The sequence below is a fragment of the Microbulbifer agarilyticus genome, assembly GCF_001999945.1.
GTDB lineage: Bacteria > Pseudomonadota > Gammaproteobacteria > Pseudomonadales > Cellvibrionaceae > Microbulbifer > Microbulbifer agarilyticus_A.
Window position 1 is genome coordinate 1,413,145 of the sequence record NZ_CP019650.1, and the last position, 22,312, is coordinate 1,435,456.

Annotated in this window: 14 protein-coding genes; 12 read left to right on the forward strand and 2 right to left on the reverse strand. The window is 53.8% G+C overall.

The genetic code is table 11. From position 1 onward, the window contains the following. Window positions 1-147: 147 nt before the first annotated feature. The 12 genes from Mag101_RS05650 (at window position 148) to Mag101_RS05705 (ending at window position 16,992) form a co-directional block, all read left to right on the forward strand. A complete protein-coding gene (locus Mag101_RS05650) occupies window positions 148-3,813 on the forward strand; it encodes a TonB-dependent receptor domain-containing protein (protein WP_077401993.1) in 3,666 nt (1,221 codons plus the stop codon). Between the two features lie 82 nt (window positions 3,814-3,895). Beyond that, on the forward strand, window positions 3,896-5,707 hold the full coding sequence (locus Mag101_RS05655; RefSeq protein WP_077401996.1) for an Ig-like domain-containing protein: 1,812 nt from the start codon (window positions 3,896-3,898) through the stop codon (window positions 5,705-5,707). 93 nt (window positions 5,708-5,800) lie between these two features. Further along, on the forward strand, window positions 5,801-6,508 hold the full coding sequence (locus Mag101_RS05660) for a hypothetical protein (RefSeq protein WP_077401999.1): 708 nt from the start codon (window positions 5,801-5,803) through the stop codon (window positions 6,506-6,508). 56 nt (window positions 6,509-6,564) lie between these two features. After that, complete coding sequence (locus Mag101_RS05665) at window positions 6,565-7,728, forward strand: mandelate racemase/muconate lactonizing enzyme family protein (protein ID WP_077402002.1); 1,164 nt, start codon at window positions 6,565-6,567, stop codon at window positions 7,726-7,728. A gap of 14 nt (window positions 7,729-7,742) precedes the next feature. Continuing rightward, on the forward strand, window positions 7,743-8,630 hold the full coding sequence (locus tag Mag101_RS05670; RefSeq protein WP_198040107.1) for an SMP-30/gluconolactonase/LRE family protein: 888 nt from the start codon (window positions 7,743-7,745) through the stop codon (window positions 8,628-8,630). 125 nt (window positions 8,631-8,755) lie between these two features. Continuing rightward, the gene (locus Mag101_RS05675; RefSeq protein ID WP_077402008.1) at window positions 8,756-10,342 is read left to right on the forward strand and encodes a sugar porter family MFS transporter; all 1,587 of its coding nucleotides are present in this window, start codon (window positions 8,756-8,758) and stop codon (window positions 10,340-10,342) included. A gap of 30 nt (window positions 10,343-10,372) precedes the next feature. Then, window positions 10,373-11,152, forward strand: coding sequence for a glucose 1-dehydrogenase (locus Mag101_RS05680; RefSeq protein ID WP_077402011.1), 780 nt, complete (start codon window positions 10,373-10,375; stop codon window positions 11,150-11,152). A 340-nt stretch (window positions 11,153-11,492) separates the two neighbouring features. After that, entirely contained in the window at window positions 11,493-12,935 is a 1,443-nt protein-coding gene (locus tag Mag101_RS05685; protein WP_077402014.1) for an NAD-dependent succinate-semialdehyde dehydrogenase, read from the forward strand. Window positions 12,936-13,012: 77 nt separating this feature from the next. Beyond that, the gene (locus Mag101_RS05690) at window positions 13,013-14,176 is read left to right on the forward strand and encodes a mandelate racemase/muconate lactonizing enzyme family protein (protein ID WP_077402017.1); all 1,164 of its coding nucleotides are present in this window, start codon (window positions 13,013-13,015) and stop codon (window positions 14,174-14,176) included. 106 nt (window positions 14,177-14,282) lie between these two features. Next, window positions 14,283-15,302: a 2-dehydro-3-deoxygalactonokinase gene (locus Mag101_RS05695; protein WP_198040108.1), complete on the forward strand. Its 1,020-nt coding sequence runs from the start codon at window positions 14,283-14,285 to the stop codon at window positions 15,300-15,302. Between the two features lie 25 nt (window positions 15,303-15,327). Then, on the forward strand, window positions 15,328-15,960 hold the full coding sequence (locus Mag101_RS05700) for a 2-dehydro-3-deoxy-6-phosphogalactonate aldolase (protein ID WP_077402024.1): 633 nt from the start codon (window positions 15,328-15,330) through the stop codon (window positions 15,958-15,960). A gap of 69 nt (window positions 15,961-16,029) precedes the next feature. Further along, window positions 16,030-16,992: a DUF4862 family protein gene (locus Mag101_RS05705; RefSeq protein WP_077402027.1), complete on the forward strand. Its 963-nt coding sequence runs from the start codon at window positions 16,030-16,032 to the stop codon at window positions 16,990-16,992. 91 nt (window positions 16,993-17,083) lie between these two features. Here the strand turns inward: Mag101_RS05705 and Mag101_RS05710 are convergent, their stop codons facing one another. Continuing rightward, window positions 17,084-18,427, reverse strand: coding sequence for a family 16 glycosylhydrolase (locus Mag101_RS05710; RefSeq protein ID WP_198040109.1), 1,344 nt, complete (start codon window positions 18,425-18,427; stop codon window positions 17,084-17,086). 114 nt (window positions 18,428-18,541) lie between these two features. Then, complete coding sequence (locus Mag101_RS17985; protein WP_198040110.1) at window positions 18,542-22,168, reverse strand: LamG-like jellyroll fold domain-containing protein; 3,627 nt, start codon at window positions 22,166-22,168, stop codon at window positions 18,542-18,544. Window positions 22,169-22,312: the final 144 nt, after the last annotated feature.

A 22,312-nucleotide genomic window follows, 5' to 3' on the forward strand; every position in this document is an offset into this window, starting at 1 on the left:
CGACAATGTGATCTTTCAAAGTTTTTCCAATAAGTGCAGTTGCAAAGCAGCGTGGTGCGTCGTCAGGTGCGTTGGGGAGCCTGTGAGCGGTATGCAGGGTGTCAGCGTTAGCGATTAGTACAACAATAGATACGGTGGAGAGATCAAATGAAACAAAGGTTTAAGCCACATGCACTCTCGGTTGCGATCGTGGGGGTAATGTTCGCAGCTCCGGTTTTTGCTCAGGAAGAGGAGGCTGAAAATCTCAAGCTGCCTGCCGAGCAGAGTGAAAGCGTTGAGGAGGTTGCGGTTACTGGCTTTCGGCAAACGGTTGAGCGCGCTGTAGACGCGAAACGTCTGACTGACGAAGTTTCCGACTCAATTTTCGCTGAAGACATCGGTAAGTCGACCGATCAGAATATTGCCGATGCCCTTAACCGTATTACCGGTGTGAGCGTTACCGAAGAAGGGGGCGAAGGCGCGAGGATTTCAATCCGCGGTACCTCCTCTTACCAAAACCAGATTCAAATGAACGGCGTGGCATTGACAAGTGGTCTGAGCTCGCTGGGTGCCGGTGATACCACTGATACCGCTGAAGCCGACCAGAGCGTTGACCTCAGCGCTTTCTCATCTGACATTCTCTCTGCTATTCGCGTGATTAAAACAGCCACCGCTGACCAGGATGAGGGCTCACTCGGCGGCACGGTAATTCTGGAAACCGTTGCTCCGTTGAGTCGTAATGAGCGCGTGTTGAATGGCTCGGTAGAGAGCCGTTTTAACGAATTTTCCGGTGAAGATGATTATCGATATAACGCGAGCTACCTCGATCAGTTCTTCGATGACAAGCTTGGTGTGGTATTCACGGTATCGGAAGATAATCAGATTTATCGTGAAGATCGCATGACTCACGACTGGGGTGATTCCTTAGCGGAGGTTGCGGACGCAGGCCAGGCAAGCGGTCTTCGTGCAATTGATAAGGCAACCGGAAAAGCGATTCGCTATCTCAATGAAGACGGCAGCCTTCCCGAAGGTTTTGATCCGGAAACCGAGGTCGCGTTTGCAGACCCGGTAGAAGTGCTTCGCCGCGACTCTATACATCTAGCGCTGAGTCGCAATGAGCGCAAACGTCAGACCGGTAACTTTGGCATCCAGTTCCGCCCCTCTGATTACACGGATATTCGCCTGGATACCTCCTATACCAAGCAAACGGTAACAACTGATTACAACTCCATGCGTTACAACATGGGTGCCCAAGCCCCGCTGTCCATAGATAAAACTGAGTGGGCGGTAGTGAATACTGAAAACGACACGCTCGAGAGCATGCGTGGCGTTGGGCGCAGTGGTTGGATGAATCGTTCTCAAGGCGACACCATTTCCGAAACCTTGGTTTCTTCCTTGAAGCTGGACCAGCAGCTCACCGACTCCTTAACGATGAACATCACTGCCGGGTACTCCAGGACCGATGATAACACCGATGACTTCGTCAACATGGGTACGGAGACCTGGGGAACCATTGGTGTTGGGGCGATTGAAAACAATGACCCTGACTTGAGTGAACCGACGGGCTATGACTGTTCGACTGACGTATGTACTTTCTATAACGGCACGACCAATGCAATCTTTAATCCGGTTACCGGTAATGTCGTAGCGGCAACCGGGCGTTTCAACCCGACCGATCTCTACGCGAACCATCTGGGTAATACCAATATTCGGGATAACTACCAGACCGATACCAATACCTCGGTATTTGTTGATTTTGACTGGGATGTTGATCAATTCGGGATTACCACCGTTGAGTTTGGTGCGAAATATGCCAATCGTGTGAAAGATGTGCATACGCAAAATACGACCATTGGTTTGGGGTCCACCTTTAGAGATGGTGACGGCACCGACTATGCCTACGATGGACTTTCTTCTGTTCGCCTGCTTGATATGAGTGCATCAGAAGCATTCCTGTATAACAACTTTGGCGAAAAACTGGGAATTGATCGGTCTAACCCCGTCTTCAATGGCTGGCCAATGATTGATCACAATAAAGCCTTTGATGCCCTGCTCGGAAGGAAGCCGGGTTCCATCAAGGTCGATATTGATAACCGGGGCACCCGGAATATCGACACCGATACGTTTGCTGCGTATATCAAATCCAGTTTTGAAGCGATGGATGGCCGCCTGCGCGGTAATGTTGGTCTCCGTTACGCCGAGGATAAAACCGACGCGCGAGGTTATGCGGGTATGCAGTTCTATGCGAACCCTCATGTTATCGACGTTCACGACCTGGCTCAGCGCGGCTTGTTTAATGACAAAAACCCTGTCTGCCAAGAGCCGGATTGGACCGGTGGCCCGCAAGATGGTGATCACCGTTACGTGCCGCAAAATGCCGGCCAAGACGGCGTGGATCAGAATTGTTTCTCCTGGCGTCTGAACTACGCATACAACGTAAATAATCCAGACTCTCTGCCATACGATACCGAGAATCGTGAGTGGGTGAGTGACGAGGGTATGGATTTCAACCGCATTGTTAATATTGAATACAACGATGACGGAACCATCGTTGGCGGCGTTGAAGGGTTTAACGAAGCCATGGCGCGGTTCGAGGGCGGGGAATTCGAGACTCCAAATGGCGAAGGTACTTTCCAGACCAATACGCAAAGCCATTGGTACTTCAACCAAAATGGCGGTATGGAGCGTTGGCTGGATAGAAGCACAACGATTTACCGCTCTAATACCGATGCGAATCTGAATTCGCAACAGAACTATATCCGTGCAGCTGAAGTCTCTGATAAAGGCTTGTTCGATGTACTTTTGCCGAGCCTGAACTTGAGTTATCAAATTAATGATGAGCTGATTGGTCGTTTTGCGGCGTCCAAGACCATGACCCGTCCAAGATTTGACAGTTTGAGCCCCAGCCTGCAGGTCAATGAGAACAACTGGAACGAGCACGCCACCGGAACAGCGGGCAATACCCAGTTACAGAACCTTGAGTCGATCAACCTGGACCTGTCACTCGAGTGGTACTTTGGTGAGGGCAATAACGTGTCTGCCACTGTTTTCCATAAGGATATGAAAAACATTGAGGCAACGGTCGAAACGCCCTATTTCATTAAAGACGCCCGTGGTGATTACGAACTCGCAGACGCGAATATCCTAATCAATCCGGTTGGTGTTCCTGGAGAAGGTGCTGCTGGCGGGGAAACCTGTTTGCCCCGACGTTATGTGGCTGGCTGGCAAACCCAGCAGATGCAAATTGAGTGTCGCTCTGCTCGAATCCAGCAGGTCCAGAACGGTGCTGGCGCTTCCATTACTGGTCTGGAGTTGGGCTACACGCAGATGTACGACTTCCTTCCGGGGATCTGGTCCAACCTGGGGGTTCAGGCGAACTATACCTTCCAGGATGCTCTACAGGACGAAATAGTTATCCAGACCACTGGACGCGTCATTACGCCTAAATCCCTTGAGGATACGCCGCGCCACTCCGGTAACCTTACGGTTTTCTGGGAAGACGATCGTCTTAGCCTGCGGCTTGCCAATAGCTATGTTGGCGTTCAGGCCGTGGATCACGGGCAAACCGGTACCTCCATCTGGCAGGAAGGTTACAACCGCCTCGACTTCAGTTCTAGCTACTACGTCAACGATAATTTCACCGTAACCTTCCAGGCGACAAACTTGGGTGATGAAGGTCGCCGAACTTTCGTTACTGCCCGTGACATGCTTCTGGCAGATGGAACCTATTGGGACGAGGGTGATGCCGTTACCGGAAACGTAAACACGAGTCGTACGATTAACGAGTGGCACTTCGGTCGAGTATTCCGCTTAGGCGCGCGAATGAACTTCTAATTAATACAAATAATAAATGTAATGCTGATTTCACCACTTTCTCTGTGTGACATAGAGAAAGTTGGTGGAATGGAGAGAAAATATGAAACCTAGAATTCTGAAAAGTGTAGCCCTTATTGCTCCGGTTGTTGCTCTAATGGCAGGCTGTAAAGTCGATAAAGGGCAGGACTTTATTGATAATGGCGATCAACCCATCGTATTCAGTGAAGATGCACTGAATATCGTTGTAGATGAAGATCAGGGCTTGATTAACATTGATCTTCTTCAAGGGGGAACGGTTGGCGGTGACCCGCTTTCTTCCCTGAGTGGCGTTGGTGTGAGCCAGGTAAGCTTCGCGCAGGACACCATCATCTGGGATCCGAATGCCGAGAACAATGAGCAGCCCATGTACGGTCTTCCAGTGCCCACTATTGTGGAAGATGGCAAGCAAGTAACGCCGTTTTTCCTCGACGGTAATCAAATGATCGTAGATCTGGACGGATTCGATGAAAGGCTGATTTCATGTTCAGAGTTTACGGCGGGTGAAAGCGCTAACCCCTGGCCGCGTCCCGTCCACACTTACACGATTACCTACAATGTTATCAATGGCGGTGATCCGGTAACCAGAACCCTGAATCTTACAATTAATGGTGTGAAAGCCCAGATTGAAGAGATTGATGTGCAGAATCTGTCTGTTCGATTGGGTGAATCGGTTAATGCCTCTGCCAGCTTTTCGCCTCAAACCGTATGTGACCAGGAATTGCGTTATGAGGTTAACGACGAATCTGTAGCAACTGTGGACGAGGCCGGCACCGTTACAGGCGTAAGCGTAGGTGAGGCCGAGCTTACGGTCTGGAATCCGGACAGCAATGTTTCTTCCACCGTTACGGTAGCTGTGGATTCCAACTTCCGAATTGGTGTCACCAATGCAGAAGGCCCCCGTGATGCCTTGGTGAAAGAGATTGCTGCTTGTACCTATGGTGGTTTGCATGTGGAGTCTGAACCGACGCTTGGCGAGATGTTGAGTGGTGTCTATCAATATAGCTGGAGCACTGAAGAGGAGAGTCTTCTCACTCTGCTTGATTTGGTTCCGGATGCCGACTCTGAAAATGGCGAGTGGGCGATCCTTCAGGTTGGCGATGGTGATAAGAGCCCGGCTAGCAATGTCGCTCAGGATGCTGAGGCTGTTAGTGTTGCCTATGAATCCGGTGAAACCACTGCAGCAAAAGAAGACATCGATTCACTGTCTGTTGCGGTAAGTGTTGTGCCGAACAAGGCCTGCCTCAAAGCCAATAATGCCGGTAATGCCTCCAACTGGGATCATACCTTTGAGCACAGTTTCCCAGGTAATGGATACAACAAATATATAACGGGGGCTTTCGATCAGGCTGTGGGGGATCCCATTTTTGGTAGTTCCCTGCGTGTGACAGCAGAGGAAGACAATACCATCGCCGGTGTTGTTAAGACCAACTGGACCAATGGCGATGCTGCCTTCGATATGTGGGGCTCCTACTATGGCGTGGGTACCCGCGGTCATGGCGTTGAGTTCGGCGTTTCCATGTGGGTTAAGCTTGCGCAGCCGCGCGAAGGCGTGAAGGTGCACTTTAATCTGGCGCCCTGGCATGACAGTCGTAACTCTCTAGATAACAAGGCTGCAGGTAGCTTCCCCAACGCTGCGAAAACTGGGTCTGACTTTGCTGCGGAGCTGGCGCCAACTACCGCTTGGCAGCTTGTGAACCTGGTGAACCGTAATCATACAGAAGATGAAGCTGACGATTCTGCTACCTATACAATCCCTACTACTTGGGCGATTGATGGAACCGCGAATACGACGGTTATGCCCTTCGTTTATGCAACTGGGTTAACTGCAGGCGATCAAATTTTGTTTGATGACATTGCGGTTATCGAGAAATAACTGGGTGACGGGTTAGTACCCTGTACTAAGAATGGCCGCCGTACACTATGTGCGGTGGCTATTTTTTGAATTCTTGAATAGGGGGATATTTCAATGAAACGTTTTATATTCTCATTTCTCGTGTGGGTCTCGGCTACTTCCTGTGGTGCACTAGCGGAGTCAGGCGATTTCATTAACCGTATCGATGTTCCGAATTTTGTGGGTGGGAACGAACCGCTGCGGGTGGATGTTGATCTGAAGGTTGCCAAAACCAGGGATGTATATTTTGTTTTGCAGTACTTTGACACCTGGAAAAAAATTAAGGAAAAAACGGCAAGGGTGACGAGTAGCGGCAAGTACCACGTCAATTTCGAAACCGATGATATTGATCCCGGTAAATATCGCGTTGTTGTTTACGTTACCCCTCGTGATCAAAACTGGAATCACCGAGTGGGAAATGAAGTCAATGCGAATTTTTCTGTTTTGACTGAAAGCGCGTGGAATGAACATCTTTCTACGGAAGAGATTTCTGAGGTTCGCTGGCCCCGTCGAGTTAGCACTGAGAAAGAAGTGCTTGGTGTCAGATATCGAATAAACACGCCAAAAGTTTTAAGCCTTGATTTGGTGAATGGGAACGGTGATCTGGTCTCCAATATCCGGTACCCGGTGGCTGAATCGGGAGATTTTGCTTTGCCAATTGATGACCTTTTCGGCAAAGTTGGACCGGGCAGATTTACTTGGAAAGTTCTGCTGCTAGCAGAGGATGGAGAGAGCGCGGTTGGCGATGAGGTTGTTTACCATTTTACCGTGTATGGCGGGTAACACCGTTACCTCGAGTAAGGGTGCGTTAGTAAGTTGTGCCAAGTAGGTAGTTTCCGTTGAAAATTGAATCCGTTGAAACGTTATTGGGTGCCGTCGGTACTCGCAATCAGTTGCTGGTAAAAGTGGTTACCGAGTGTGGTCTGGTGGGCTGGGGTGAATCCGGGTTATCCAACCGGGAACATGCGGTCATAGGGGCCGTGGCGCACTTCGCTGAGTTCTTGCGCGGCCGCGATCCTCGTCAGATTGGTAGTATTTGGCAGGAGATTTATCGCAGCCAATATTTTGAAGGGGGCAGGGTACTGACTGCGGCCATGTCCGCAATCGATATCGCCCTGCACGACATCCTCGGCAAAGCATTGCAGGTGCCGGTGTATCAATTGCTGGGCGGCAAACAGCGAGACAATATTCCCTGCTTTGCCTGTTGTTATACCGAAGCGGATCCAGATCGTCTGGACGAACTGGTCAATGAAGTCACCGCACTGATCAATCTCGGTTGGACCACCATTCGTGTGATTCCCGCCGGTTTCGATGACCCGAAACTCTTCGATCCGCGGGACTCCATTGCGCGTACCGCGCGCTGTCTTAACGAGTTACGCAAAATTATTGGCCCTGATATCACCCTGGGTATCGATTATCACCATCGCCTGAGCGTGGCCGAGGCCGCCTCTTTCTGTCAGCGCATGGCCCCGGGTACGTTAGATTTTCTCGAAGAACCGATCCGCAATGAATCGCCGGATGCCTACGCCACACTGCGCACAATGACCACCGTGCCTTTCGCCATCGGCGAGGAGTTCAGCTCCAAATGGGCGGCAATGCCTTTTGTAGAAAAAGGCCTCACCCAATATCTGCGGGTGGACGTGTGTAATATCGGTGGATTTAGCGAGGCTATGAAAGCCGCGGCTATGGCCGAAGCACACTACATCGATGTAATGCCGCACAACCCGCTGGGTCCGGTGTGCACAGCTGCGTCCAATCACTTTGCCGCAGCGCTGCCCAATTTTGCCCTGATGGAGACCCATCAAGGGCCTTTCTGCACCTTCGGCTTCCACGACCCGATGCTTTTCCCGGTGCAGCACAAACTTGATGGCACCGCATTCGTATTACCGGATACCCCCGGACTGGGAGTAGAGGTGAATGAAGAGGCTTTCCGTCAATCGCCTCCAGTCGCTGCAGAGGCGCCACACTTGCGCAGGGTCGATGGTTCGGTGACTAACTGGTAATTAAGATGAGCACCATGTCTGAAACTCCTTTTATTGATGTCGCCGCGGAAGTTTTCGATCCTCGCCCTTGCCAATTGGGTGAGGGCCCGCTGTGGCATCCGCAGCGCCAGACGCTTTACTGGGTGGACCTGCTCAATTGTCGCCTTATGGCTAAAACCCAAGACGGTGTCGAGCAGGCCTGGGACCTGGGGGAAATGCCCTCCGCGATAGGCTGGATTGATACCGAGCAATTGCTAGTAGCCTGCGAAAGTGGGCTCAACCTGTTCAATGTGGAGTCTGCTGAGAAGACCCTGTTGTGCGCGCTGGAGCCGGAACTCCCAGGCAACCGCAGCAACGATGGCCGTGCGGATCCCTGGGGTGGATTTTGGATTGGTACCATGGGCAAAAACGGCGAAGAGGGCGTTGGCAATCTCTATCGCTGGTATCGCGGCGAGTTGCGCAAGCTCGATAGTGGATTGACGGTACTCAATGGTCTCTGTTTTGATCGCGAGCGCCGCCTGGCTTATTACGCGGACTCCGCGGCCAGTATCGTTTACAGCGTATCGCTGGATGCGCAAACGGGCTGGCCGGATTCTTCCCGCGGAGTTCATCTGGACCTGACCGCCGACAGCTTGATCCCCGATGGCGCGGTGACGGATGTTGCAGGAAATATGTGGACCTCGCTGTGGGACGGGGAGCGTACCCAATGTTACAGCCCGGAAGGTGTCGAGCTGGGTGCCTTAAAGGCACCGGTGATTCGCACCACCTGCCCGGCTTTTGGCGGGCGGGATTTTACGGATCTGTACGTGACGACGGCAGCGGTAGGCCTTGAGGATGGGCCCGAGGCCCCGATAGCCAATGGTGTGACCCTTGTATATCGCAATGCCGTGAAGGGGCAGCCCGAGCCTGCGGTAATTCTGTAAAGGTTTTCTGACGGATGCGGGCTTTAATTCGTTGCCGCCACAAACATCATATGTTTAAATAGGTCTTATAGGTCGCAGGGCTCCTGTCGGCGATCAGCGATGAAGAATTCAACAAGGTGCCAACAATGAATAACAATAGTGCCGCCAGTAATGTCACCAAGTATGCCCTGATTGCCGCCTTTGGCGGTTTTGTGTTTGGTCTGGATGCTGCAAATATTTCCGGGGCTGTGCGTTTTGTCAGCTCCCAGTTTGAGTTGAGCAGTATGCAGGTAGGCACCCTGGTGGGTTGCGCTATTGTCGGTGTGATTATTGCGCTGTTTTTCACTGGTACTCTGTGTGAGCGTTTTGGCCGCAAAAAGGTTCTGCTTGCCATTGCAGGAACTTATTCTCTCTCAACTCTCGTTTCGGCCTTCGCCGTGGACTACAACATGTTGGTCCTCGGTCGTTTTATTGGTGGTGTCGCCTTTGCCTCGATCACGGTTTCGGCCATGTACATCGGTGAAGTGGCTCCGGCGGACAAACGCGGCAAGTTTGTTTCGGTTAATCAGCTATTGATTACCCTGGGTAGTTTGCTCGCGTTTATCGTCAATTATTTCCTCGTAAAGTCCATGGCGGATATTAGCTGGATCCACAATGAAAACGTGTGGCGGCTGATGCTGGGCTTTGAATTGATCCCGAACATTATTTGGATTTCCCTACTGCTGACGATTCCAGAGTCGCCGCGCTGGCTGGTGACCCAGGGGCGCGATCAGGAAGCGCGTGCAGTATTTGCCCGCGTAGCCCCGGAATCTCAAGTCAGCAGTCTTGTGAATGAAGTGCGCGGTAGTATCGACGAAGAGGGCAAAACTAAAACCCTGGACCAGCTCAAAACCCTGTTCAGCAAGCCCATGCGCCTAGTGGTACTGATTGCGGTTTGCTATGCCGTGGTACAGGGTGCGACCGGCATGAACGCGGTGCTCTTTTACGCACCGACCGTGTTTGAGCAGGTGGGCATGAGCGTGGAAGACAGCTTTATGCAGACCATCGTGCTGGGCCTGGTTGCGGTTGTATTCACGCTGGTGGCGATCACCACTGTGGAGAAGCTTGGCCGTCGAGTCCTGACCCTCGCTGGGCTTACGCTGATTGTGGTGGCCCACGCCTCCACCTGGTACGGATTCGAGTCTGCCCGCTATACCCTGGATGAAAGTGCAGTTGCGACCCTTGAAGCGCAGCAGGTCGACACGGCGCCGCTAGCTCCGTACATCGGTAAAACCTACGAAAACGATGTTGCACTGAAAAGCGATATCGCTGCGGCCTACTCGAAAAAGGATGTGCCGCTGGTCAGTGGCCCGATCATCAACTCTACTATTGAGATCAGTGCGGGCTTTGTACTCTTCGGTATCTTCGCTTTCCTGGCCGCATTCAATATGTCCATCGGGCCGGTAATGTGGGTTATTTTTTCGGAGATCTTCTCCAATCGCGTGCGCAGTGTGGCCCTGCCGTTTGCGGCACTGGTGCAGAGTATTTCCAGCTACCTGATTCAGCAGTTCTTTCCGTGGCAGCTGGAGCATCTGGGTGCAGCGAATACCTTCTTGAATTACGGAGTGGTCGCCTTCGTGGGGATGCTGGTAATGCTGATGATTCTGCCGGAGACCAAAAACAAGTCCATCGAGCAGATCGAAAAAGATCTGGTGCGTCCGGATCCGGCCGGCAAAGCGGAGCTGGCGACCTGATTCCCGTAGGAATCGGTTGGGAGATATACCATGACGAAGCGTTTGCAGGATCAGGTCGCTATCGTAACCGGTGCCGCGGATGGTATCGGCAGTGCAATCGCCCGGTTGTTTGCCAGTGAAGGTGCCAAAGTCTGTGTGGCGGATGTAAATGTTGAGCGCGGTCTGGCACTGGTAGAAGAGCTGAAAGAAACAGGTCAGCAAGCCATTTTCGCCGAGACAGATATCGCCGATGAAGATTCGGTGAATACCATGGTACAGGCTACCTGCGAGCAGCTCGGCGAACCGAATATTCTGGTCAACAATGCCGCGCTTACCCCGATGGGGAAGAGCGTGCTGGACGTATCTCGAGAGCAGTGGCAGCGCAGCTTCTCCGTTAACGTTGATGGTATGTGGCACTGTTGCCGCGCGGTACTGCCGATGATGAAAGCCACCGGTGGTGGCAGCATCATCAATGTGGGCTCGGTGCACTCCTTCAAAATCGTACCGGACAGTTTCCCCTACGCGGTTACCAAGCACGCGGTGATCGGATTGACCCGCAACCTGGCGGTGGAATTCGGGCCGGACAATGTGCGTGTGAATGCGTTGTGCCCGGGCATGGTGGAAACCCCTAACGCCTTCAAAGCCTGGGAGCAGACCGAAGATCCAGCCGCAGCGCGTAAGGCGATTGCTGATGTACACCCGCTGCGCCGCAATGCCAGTGTCGAGGAAATTGCGCGTCCCGCATTGTTCCTGGCCAGCAGCGAATCAAGTTTCATGACTGGGCACAGTCTTGTTGTCGACGGTGGGCGCTCGGTGCTTTACCACGACTGAGTGTGGTTCTCATCTCACCACGCTCACTCACTTTGGTTATGCAAGTCGCGTTCAAAGTGTTGCCTTGCCGGCGCCCCTATGGGCGCCGGCTTTTTTTTGCTTGCGATATCTTCCTGCATTCATTGCTTACGTTTTCCCCCTGCCTGTTCCTTCCCTTTTTTGTCTGCAGCCGGCCTAAGCAATTTTGGCTAAATGTCCGTTAATACTCATAAACGTATTGTTAGTGTAAACATCATATGTTTAAATTGTTTATAACTGGAATGAATCAATAAGCTTCAGGTGGGCGGTTGCTAGCTTCTTATGCGTGGCAACCCGCAAGGCAAGCAACAGGGGACTGAAGATGGCACCGACCAAACGCATGTACATTGGGGGCGAGCTGTGTGGTGACGGCTACCTGCAGGTGGTCAACCCGGCCACGCAAGAGGTTGTTGGCAGTTTTGCTGAAGCGACTGCGGCGGATGCCCACCGGGCTCTGGAAGCTGCTCAGGCCGCTATCCCTAGCTGGTCTACCACGAGTGCTGCCGAGCGCGTCAGCTGGATGCACAAGCTGCGCGATGCGGTGCTGGCTAATGAAGCCCACCTGCGCGAATGCATCCATCTGGAAATGGCCAAGCCCTGGGCGGCCACCAAAGACGATTTCCAGATGCTGGTGCACAGCCTGGAGTTCTACGCGGAAGAAATTACCCGTATGAACGGCGAGTCCCTGGTGGACCGCGAAGGCACCCACGTGCACACCTTGTCTCGCCAGCCCGTTGGCGTGGCGGCGGCCTTCCTGGCCTGGAACTTCCCGCTGCTGAACCTGGCCTACAAACTTGGCCCGGCCCTGGCCGCCGGCTGTCCGATTGTGATCAAACCGTCTTCTAAAACGCCGCTGTCCGCCTACGCGGTAGGCGAGCTCTGCGCCGAGATCGGCCTGCCGGCAGGTGTCGTCAATATCATTGCGGGCGTGGACCACGAAATAGGCGATGCCATTTCTGCCTCTACGATTCCCGCGCTGCTGACCCTGATCGGTTCCACCCAAACCGGTAAGCATGTCATGCGCACCGGTGCCACTTCCATCAAACGCTACTCCATGGAGCTCGGCGGTAACGCGCCGGCACTGGTGTTTGCCGATGCGGACCTGGATCTCGCCGCTGATGTTATCTGTGGTGTGAAGTACGCCAACTCCGGCCAGATCTGTGTAACGCCTAACCGGGTGTTCGTGGAAGCGGGTGTCGCAGATGCGTTCCGTGAAAAAGTGCTGGCCCGCGCCGCAGCGGTGAAGGTTGGCTACGACCGCGAAGGTGATATTGATATGGGACCGGTGATCGATCACGGCTCCCTGCAGCGCATCGATGCACTGGTTAGAGATGCGGTAGAGAAGGGCGCAACCCTGATACACGGTGGCAAAAAGCCGGAGGGGCTGGATAAGAGTCTTGAGAGCGGAGCCTTCTATGCGCCAACGGTACTGGACGGTGTCAACAACAGTATGCGCCTGTACAGCGAAGAAGTGTTTGGGCCGGTGATCAGCTTGCTCACCTTTACTGACAAAGATGAAGTACTGGCACAGGCAAACGATACAGATGCGGGCTTGTCCTCGTTTATTTTTACCGCGGACATCGAGAAAGCAGAGCACTGTGCGGCGCAGCTACAGTTCGGTGAAGTGCAGATTAATGGCATCAAGTATGCCATCGACCTGCCGCACTGCGGGGTTAAACAATCCGGTATAGGGGTGGATTGTTCACACTTGGCGCTGGACGATTACCTGGCGCCGAAGCGCGTAACGCGCGCGATTCAAAAATAAAACTGAAGTCATATTCGAAACAGTTTCGGAACAATTTTCCAGAAACGGATTTGGGGATTGGGTTAGGGGTTAACTCCATGAAAATAACAAAAATCATCAGCCATGTACTGCAGTACGACCTCGAAGAAGAGCTCGGCTATTCACAGCAGTACTACCTGAAGCGCACCACACACCTGGTGGAAGTTCAGACCGATGTGGGCATTACCGGTTGGGGTGAATGCTTCGGCGGCGGTAACGTCGCCTTTGCCAATAAGGCAATTGTGGAAAAAGTCATCCAGCCGATGATTCTGGGAATGAACCCTCTCAATCGCGAAGTCATCTGGCACACAGTATACAACCTGCTTCGGGATCACGGCCAAAAGGGCATGCCCATGCAGTCCCTGTCTGGTGTGGACATCGCCCTGTGGGATATTGCCGGTAAAGCCCTGAACCAGCCTGTGTATCAATTGCTGGGCGGCGCCTTCCGCGAACGCATTCCCGCATACGGTTACGGCATGATGTTGCAGCGAGTGCCGGATCTGAAAGAACGCTTTGCTGATGAAGCCGTCGCTATCCGCGAGAAAGGCTTCCGTGCAATGAAAATGAAAACCGGCCTCGGGCACAAGAAAGATGTCGAGTTGGTGGAAGCTGTGCGCAACGCCATTGGTGACGATGTGGGGCTGATGGTGGACGCCAACCACGCCTATACCACTCGCGAAGCCATCCCCATGGGACGCGAATTCGAAAAGTTGGGCGTTGACTGGTTTGAAGAACCGGTAGCGCCGGAAGACTATCGTGGCTATCGCGATCTATGCGAAGCCCTGGATCTGAATATTTCTGGCGGTGAGTGCGAGTTCACCCGCTGGGGCCACCGTGAATTAATCCAAAACCGCTGCGTGGATATTTTGCAGCCGGAAGTCTGCGCTCTGGGCGGTATTACCGAATATCAGAAAGTATTGGCACTGGCCACTGCGAACTTTATTCCGGTGATTAACCACGTTTGGGGCTCTGCGGTTGCGGTGGGCACTAACCTGCACCTGTTGGCAGCGCTGCCAGACCTGCCCGGTGCCGCGCACCCGGTACAGCCGATGCTTGAGTACGACACGACACCAAACCGATTCCGCGAAGAGCTGCTCACCGAGCCGCTGCGCATTCAGGAACAGGTTGCAGAGAACGGCGGTACCGTTGCGCTGCCAAAAGGCCCTGGTCTCGGCATCGAGCCCGACCGCGATTTTATCAAGCATTTTGAAGTTGACGCCTGACGGCTAAACACCGGCCGCATCACGGCACAAAACTGCAAACCCCGGCGGTCTATCTGGCATTTACCCAGTAGTCGACCGGGTTTTTTACTTTCTGATGGATCAATCCATGACTGAACACGTAAACACCTCGCCCGTATTGATCGGCGTCGACTGGGGCAGTTCAAACTTTCGCGCGTTTCTGATGGACCGCAACGGCGCCCTGTTACAGGAAATCATCAGCCCAAAGGGCATGCTGACGCTCAGCCAGGAGGAGTTTGAATCATTTTTAGTGGAGCAAATTTCACCTTGGGTCAAAGATGCCAAGCTGCCGATCCTGATGACCGGCATGGTCGGCAGCGCGCAGGGTTGGAAAGATGCCGGATATGTTGATTGCCCTCTTGCGCTGTCGGCGATGGGGCAGACTCTGTGCGCGGTGGAAAACCGCCAGGGGCTTTCGATGGCGATTGTGCCCGGTGTCCGCGGCCGCTCTTTCAGCGGCTTTGCCGATGTAATGCGCGGTGAAGAGGTGCAGATTCTCGGCGCTGAATTACTGCAGGGGAGTGGTGAAAGTAAAAGTGAGGTCAAAGACGGGTTACGCCTGTTGTGCTTGCCGGGCACTCATGCCAAGTGGGCGAGGGTGGATCTATGTTCCGCTGCTGGTGGTGTGGCTGAGCCGGCGATAATGGATTTCGCCACTTGCATGACCGGTGAACTGTTTAACGTGCTGTGCCAGCACAGCATCCTTGGCCGCTTAATTCCTGTAGATGGTGCGGGCAAGGTTGCAAGCTCGTTCAGCCCTGCTGCATTTGATCGCGGCGTCAGTGTGGCCGCAGAGCATCCGAATCTTTTGCACACGCTATTCAGTGCGCGCAGTGCGGTGGTAGCGGGCGCCGTTGCAGATACGTTCCAGTTAAGCGCGGACGAAGTGCATAGCTATTTGTCGGGCCTGTTAATCGGTGCGGAAATGCACACAGTCACCGTAGAAATCGGCCGTCCAACCCATGTGACCCTGGTGGGCGGTGGCAACCTCACCGCCCTGTACCAGCGCGCGCTCGAGTTACGTGACATTCCTTCCACAAGCATCGACGGCGACAGCGCCGTGCGCCGCGGGTTGGTGGCGATTGCCAGCAACGCAGGCTGGCTGTAATACATAAGAATTTTTGGAGAACAACATGACCACAAATGTACTGAATCCCTATCTTGAAGCACTGCCCCTGGTGGCCATTTTGCGCGGTGTTCAGCCCTCAGAGGTTGTGGCAATTGCCGAGACTATCCGCGAAGCCGGGTTTCGCATTATTGAAGTACCGCTGAATTCCCCGGAGCCCTGTGCCAGCATCCAGGCACTGTCGGAAGTGATGGGCGATGATGTACTGGTCGGCGCGGGAACTGTGTTGACCGTGGAACAGGTGCAAGCGGTGGCAGAAGCCGGCGGCAAGGTGATTATTTCACCGAATACCAATGTCGATGTGATTCGCGAGACCAAGCGATTGGGCCTGATATCCATGCCCGGTTTCTGCACGCCTACCGAAGCGTTGGCCGCCGCGGATGCCGGCGCAGACGCGCTCAAACTGTTCCCGGCAACTGCGCTCGGCCCGCAAGGGTTCAAAGTGGCCTCGGCGGTATTCCCGGACCTGCCGGTGCTGGCAGTGGGTGGCGTATCACCGGGGGATATGCCGGACTATCTGGCCGCAGGTTTTTCCGGATTTGGCTTGGGTTCCGGGCTTTATCGCGCGGGTATGACCGTGGCGCAGGTGCGGGAAAATGCGGTGGCCTATGCCTCTGGCTATCGCGCCCTGTCTGCCTAAGCGCAGGAAGAGCACGCGATGATGCCCGGTGTATCATTTTCCGCTAATTATTCCCGGAGATTGACTCCCATGAAAACCATACTTGCGGCCTACGCAACAGCGCCTGTGGCCGACGATTGGCAGCCAGAGTTGCAATCCCAGTACCTGGATGGTGTAAAACAGTTGAGCAGTATCCGTGGCATTGAGCACCCGTTTACCGGTCAGTTGCACCCGCACGATGACGATTGGTTTTTGCGGAACATCGACCCGGCTTGGGATTTCGTGTTCACCGGTGTGCCCGGGATTATGGGCCGCTTGGGGAAAAACCCGCATTTCGGTATCGCCTCCGATAACCCGGAAGGTCGTGCAGAAGGTGTCGCTTTCTATCAGCAAATGCGTGCTGCGGTGCATAAACTGAATGCGTATCTCGGGCGCAAGGCCGTGGATTTTATCCAGTTGCATACCAGCCCAAACCGTACCGGAAGCGTGTCTTCAGTGGCGTCGCTGGTCGAGTCTCTGAAAGAGATCCAGTCCTGGGACTGGGACGGTGCTGAGTTAGTGATCGAGCACTGTGATGCCTTTGTAGAGGGCGCGCAACCAGAGAAGGGCTTCCTGACTCTCGAGGAAGAAATTCAGGCGGTTGTTGAGGTCAATCGCGCTTGTGGTTGTGAAATAGGACTGTCAATCAACTGGGGACGCTCTGCTTTGGAAACCCGCAGTGTACAGGGGCCGCTACAGCACCTGCAGGCGGCGCGCGAGGCCGGGCTTTTGCGCGGCTTTATGTTCTCTGGTATTTCTGATCAGGATACGCCTTATGGGGTATGGCGAGATACACATATGCCACCGGCAGAAATCTTCGAAGGCGGAAATTTTGCGGAAGGGTCTCTGTTGACCGCTGAACAAATGAAGGCAAGTCTTGAGGTGGCAGATTGGTCCAGCCTGGATTTTCTGGGCATCAAGATTGGTGTGCGCCCGCAGGATTTGGGGGCGGATGCCAGAGTTGCCTATAACCGCGATGCACTGGCAGCATTGGATTCATTCACGAAGGCTTGATGTCCGACGATATCTGTTTGGAAGTCTATCAAAAAAGGGGGATCAATTTGCTCCCCTTTTTCGTTGTTTGACTCAGAATAATGCTCAATGCTCAATGCTCAATGGTTTTGATTTCATGCAATGAGACCTCGTCAACATAAACTAGACCACCCTGGGGTTGGTTGGTAAAGAAGATAGTTGCTTCGGTGGTGTTTGGGCCGGTAGTAAACTGCAGGCTTTTTTCATGCCAGCGGTTGAAGAAATAGCGGACGTTGGAGGTGGCGTTGCCGTGGTCTCTTACACCCAGGTAGGCGTTGAACCATTGGTCCGCCTGATTGGTGTCGGCGCTATTGGCCCAGGCACTGACGATGTACGAGGTATTGGGTTTTACTGCTACGGTCTGTTCGATGGTGCCGCCACTGGTCAATGATGCCGCCTTGTTGCCATCCGATGTTTCGCCGGTCGTGATGGTGGCGGGGCCGCTCCAGCCCTGCATGTCATTTTCGAAGCTCGGATTGGTCAGCAGGTTTTCCCGGTTCGGGCAGACACCGCCGGATTGTCCATTGGTGCGCTGGTAGACGCGGCTGTAGTCAACCACAAAATCGATACCTTCAGCGTCATTAAAGTGTTCTGGCCTCAGGTCCCAGGCGCTGATTTCCCAGTCGAAGGTTTCCATATCGATCCACGGGCGCTGAGGATTGGTGGCAACCCATGCATTTCCCATTTCTTCGCGAGTGACACAGTTCACCAGTGCGCCGTCGATATAAATGGCGACATAGTTGGGATCCCACTCAAAGCCGTATACATGGAAATCGTTGGCTACACCAAAATCAAAGATGTGGTCGTTTTCCCAGATACGTTTGCCGTAGGTGGAAGAGCCATTGCGCCAATCGTGAAAGCTGGTGTGAAAGCGTTTGCCGGACCAGGGGTTGTTCGGGTTCCAGCCAAAACTTTCGAAGGCATCGGTTTCTCCGCCCACGCCGGTGGTCCAGTAAGAACTGGATATGGGGCCCGGTGCGGCCTTGGAACGCATTTCCATATAGCCGTACAGGAAGGTGTTTTTGCCCAGCAGTGCCGCGGTGGTGATGGGGACGTCACCATATTGCCAGTTGCCCTGGGAGTTACCGCCGCCATTGCCATCTGAGAAATTGTGGGCAGGGTCCCAGCGGGATGTCATATACAGATAGCCGTTTTCTACCCGCACGTTATCCGGGTCATATTCGGATGGGGCCCGTCCTCGCCACTGCCCATTCCATTGGCCGTTCTCGCCCTGATTGAACCACACGTCCCTATCAAAGCTCGAGCCATTAAATTCGTCGGACACACTGGGGTTTATGACCCAGCCAGCGTTGTTGTCTGGATCCGATAGTGGCGGGGGTATTTCCTGCGCTGTGGCCTGTTGCCATGCCGCGGCTAACACTGTGAGCGCAATTGAGGCCCTTAGTTGCTGGTTCATTGATTTATACACGTTTAGGTTCTTTATTTTCGCGGTTTGCATCGATGCTGGCCCGGTGTCTCGCCGTTACATATTCCGGGCCAGCATTTCGTCATAGAGGTCTGTGAAATGACGCTATGGGGACACGATGATGGTAATGGTGTCCGTTATGGATGAGTCCGCCTTGGAGACAACAGTAATAGTGGCTTGCCCTTCGCCTTGGGCAGTTATCAAGCCCGAAGTACTTGGGCTGGCAATTTGCCAGCTGGACGATTGGTAAGTCACGTTTTGTTGGCTCGCACAGCTCGGTGTAACGGTTGTATCCAGAGACAGCGTTTCGCCAATATTCAGGTAAACGGTGCCTTCTACATTGAGCTGGACACTATCGACGGGCACCCAGTTGGGTTGATCCGGGCCGCAAATGCTGTTGTCGGGCTCGGGCTCGGGCTCGGGCTCGGGCTCGGGCTCGGGCTCTGGCTCTGGTTCTGGTTCTGGTTCTGGTTCTGGTTCTGGTTCTGGTTCTGGCTCCGGCGCAGGTTCCGGTGTGCCCCCTACAGGAGTAAGGGTGAATTCGTCGCCGTAGTAATCGCCACCAGCGTCATTCCACATCCAGATTCGATACTCGTGGCTTGCATTGGGGCCAGTCGTAAAGTTGAAGCTGTTCAGTGTGTAGCTTGTCGAGGTAATGCTGGTGTTGCGGATGAATTGACCGGTGGTTACGTTGGTTGCACCAATAAAATATGACTGACCCGCAGCGCCCACTCTTCCTTGAATGCTAACGGTGTATTCCGTATTTGCCTGTAGGGTGAGTATCTGATTGAAGCCACCAGTACCATTGATATGCGCGGCACTACTTCCAGAATGACTGTTGCCGGTAACGATGTTGACGGAGCCATTGGTGATCCATCCGGTGATACCTTGCTCAAAACCACTGTTTGCAAGAAGCGATGTTGGATTCGGGTCCGGAGTGGGTTCGGGCTCGGGCTCAGGCTCGGGCTCGGGCTCGGGCTCGGGCTCGGGCTCGGGTTCAGGTTCGGGCTCAGGTTCGGGCTCAGGTTCGGGCTCAGGTTCGGGCTCAGGTTCGGGCTCAGGTTCGGGCTCAGGTTCGGGCTCGGGTTCAGGTTCAGGCTCAGGCTCGGGTTCGGGTGCAGTACCGCCAGCTAATGCCAGGAGGTAGTGATCCACGTTGAAGGCATTTTGCCGGTTGGATACCTGGCGCGCGTTGGGCCGGCTATTGCCGAGCCAGCTTGCAGGAATGTTGCCGTAAATATACGGGTCCGGCTGCATCGGTTGGCGGCGATCGTCGTACGGCGCCATCACACCGGGACGTAGTGCCAGTGCATCGAGGTCAAGCCCGCCGCGCCCATCGGTGGTGTGACAGCTCAGGCAAAAGGTATTTCCACGGGACTCCGGGCGAGGGCGATCTGAGAGCAGTGGGCCTTCAGGAAAGTTGATCGCTTCGCGAACGCCGACCATTCCGGCGGGGATATTCTGCAAGTGTGCGGCGTAGTCGTCACTGTAGTCGTGATAGCACGCATATTGCGAATAGGTGTTCTCCCCGAACTGTTGCAAGACGTCACTGATTTCACTGTGTGAGTCTGTTGGAAACGCGTTTGCACGAGTACGCCAGTAGGATGGTGCGCTACCGGTAATACCGGCCAGAGTACCTTTTGCATGGTTACAAGCGACTTCCTGATTGACGGTTTCTGAAAATACTTTGAAATCATCAATCCAACCGCGGAAGGAGGGGGTTCCATGGGCGCCGGCGCCGATCGTTAAGGTACCGGGCACAAGTACGAACAGAGGCTGGCCGCTGGTAAAGGTATCGACCTTGTATCCGTTAATGTAAGTCTCGATTGTGCGGTTACCGGTGTTCAGCTGAAAGCCCAGGTGCGCCCAGCCGGATAGTGGTATGGCGTCCACCGTATTCAGGGTATGTACTTGCGCGCCGTCGCTATCGATAAAGGCGATACGATCGCTGTTTTGCAGGCGGATCTGGGAACCGTCGGGAAATTCAAATAACGTGCGCTCTCCAGAATTGTCGCGGCTGTCAATAAAAATGCTGTAATACCACGGGGATTCCAAAACACTCTGCGGCTGTTCCGGAATTTCGTACTGCAGACCGGTGTTTACACCGTCTATCCAATAGCCTTTACCGGTAACCCCGCCATTGGCGATGATTTCTGCACGGCCGTCACCAGTCATTTCCGCACTTAATGGTTTATTCCAATACAGCGATGTCGCGGAGTTCTGAATACGGCCATCCAGCACGGCTTTCACGTTGTATTGCGTGTTGATTCTCAGCTGCTGCACCATATGCGACACAATAAAGCCGTTCGCATTCACGTAATCGTCAAACACCACTTCATCTGAAGATCGACCTGTACTCATCAGCCATGTGACATCTGCGGGGCTGACTGGGCGCATGTTGTCGAAGTAATTGAAGCGGTGCTCGTTCGAGTCAAAAAAACTACTGTTTGGCACATTCCCGTTGGGCATCACATCGATTTGTCGGCTGCGTGTGTCGCCCACACGCTTGTAGCCATCATCGGCACCAATGGACTCATACAGCAATACATCGCGATGTGCGGTTTCGCGCACATCTTCCATGTTGTCCATATGATTGATCATGTTGTCCAGCAACACCATTTTGCCACGTGTCCATAGGCCCAGAAGTGTGCGCCCATTGAGTGGTGAATTTTCTGCGCCGCCTGAGCAGCCACCATAGGTTGCTTGGACTTCTGGGGGGCAGCGGGTTGGGTAGCCAGCGCCTGACAAGCGCCCCCCAATGGATGTAAAAGAGATATTTGCACCGCTTTTATCAATCCAGGGGTAGGTGCCAAAACCGAAGCCATCGGGAAGTATCAGGCGCTCTCCGCGATGATCCAATGTCTCAAAGGGGTGCATGGCAAAACCGTAACGGGTGTTAATGGTTTCATCGTAGGGCGCGTGGCCAATGGGATAGCGGTCGGTGAACTGGCGCACGTCACAGGCGTCAAAATTGTCCGGGTTGTCGTTAACGTAGTAGACAATGTCGGACGTGACTGAGCGGTTGCCGCCGTCAGGATGGCGCCAGGAAATTCGCGCGTTATCGGTACGGGAAACAAGCAGGTGGCCATCACCGGTTATGCTGGGTTCGAAAAACGACCCTCCGGGAAAGCTCACATTCCCTTCCACCGTATCGCCGGCGGTGATTTCGGCAATACGTGCGTCGGTGGTTTTGGGGTTTTCAACCCGGATGTGCACGTCGGTACCGGCCAGGTGCCGGTTCTCCAACTGCGTGATGACAACCAGGTCATAGCAATCATCTGCACCGTCTACGCCACAGGCATAGGGGTTCGCGTTCTCCCGGTGTGGGGCGGCAGATGGGTCATCCGACAGGTCGCCCGACGGGTCACACAAGGTCATATGACCGGAGGTGCCCCTTGTGGGAATATCCCCGTTCGGTTGCATTTCAAAGGAATACTCCTGGCGGCTCATGATCTCCATGCCGGCAGGGGACTCGAGAAAGGGCTCTTCGATGTTTTCCGGCTTCAACAGACGGAAATAGATCCCTCGGTAGGGGCGGTGGGTTAATCCTATCCTGCTGTCCTTGCTGGTGGTGAGCGGGGGGACGTAAGGGTTTAGCCAGTGCCGATTGGTACCGCCGGCCACGTGGCCCTCAGCCATATGGATTGTGCGGTCGATACTGGGTCTTTCAGGGACTGCGTGGCCAAAGCTTGCTGTAAACGCGAGCAATATGGCGGGCAAGTGAAGTTTCATCGCTAGATGCCTCCGGTCGTTATTTTTATGTATTTGCTCAAATAGCCTCGAAAATGGAGGCTTACCGCATTTTGAGGAGGGCTCTCGTCAGAGAACTGACGTAATGTAGCATTTTGTTAAACATCATACCAATGGGGTTTTGGT